Consider the following 1,024-nt stretch of genomic DNA (forward strand, 5'->3'; position numbering starts at 1 on the left):
AGGGTTCAAGACCGCCACCGCCGAGGAACTTCCTAACCTGACTTTGCTCACGGTGTCTGATTTCGGGGGTATGGGGTCGGCTGACAAGGGGGTTTGTGTTCTGGGTACACACTAATTGGTCGTCTTCGTAGGCTTGTGGGGTGGCTCCTCATGTGCGTACCGTGCCGACGGCTTCGAAAGCGACGGCTGTACAGATTGTCTGGTCCGCGAAGAAAGGCTCTCGGGAGATTGAGCACATCGGCTCTGGACATACCGATGCCGAAGTAGCTCTGTTGAAGGCTTCGGCCTACCGGCGGATCGCTGGGACAGACCAGGAGCAGCTTCCGCTGGGCATTGACCAGGACGCTGGTACTGGCGCTGCAGGCTCAGCTGGAGTGGGTTCAGGGATCACGGTCTCCTCGATGCGGATGGGACCGCTGATCGAGGCGCTGACGGCGATCTACCGCGGGCTGGGGTTCGAAGTTGCCACTGGCGGTGATGAGGTCTTCTACCAGCAGGTCATCGCCCGGCTTGTCGAGCCGACATCGAAGTTCGACTCGCTGCGGGTCATCGAGGAGATGGGCATGGAACCGGTCTCCTACGCCACGGTCAACCGTCGGTTGCCGATCTATGCCACCGAGGACTTCCGGCGGGCCCTGGCAGGGGCGCTGGCTGCTAGGGCAGATCTGGGTCCCCACGCCCTTGTNCCTGACTTGGCTCACGGTTAGTGCGGTGGGTCGAGTTGGTTGAGTAGGGTGCGTGCTGATTCAGGTATCTGGGCTGGGATGAGGGTTTCGATGCCGTTGATCTCGCCGATTCCGTCCCGGACTGGTTCCAGGGTGGTGAGGATTTTGTTGATGCTGGCCCCACTGCGATTCTGGAGGTCGCGAGCGATGGCCAGAGCGCAGAAGACTATGGTGAGGTGCCCTTCGATGCTGTCTCGGGTGTGGTGGAAGATCGGCCGGGCAGCCAGGTCTGATTTCGCCATCCGGAAGCTTGCCTCAACTTCGAACAGCGAATGATAGGCCGCGATAACTTCCGCGCC

1 pseudogene is annotated in these 1,024 nt (G+C 60.9%); it reads right to left on the reverse strand.

Annotated elements, in window-relative coordinates:
• Positions 1-703 precede the first annotated feature (703 nt).
• Positions 704-1,024, reverse strand: a pseudogene (locus FEF27_RS13040) (IS1634 family transposase); the annotation flags it as partial.

Origin of the sequence: Nesterenkonia sphaerica (assembly GCF_005771565.1) — a bacterium.
Taxonomy (GTDB): domain Bacteria; phylum Actinomycetota; class Actinomycetes; order Actinomycetales; family Micrococcaceae; genus Nesterenkonia; species Nesterenkonia sphaerica.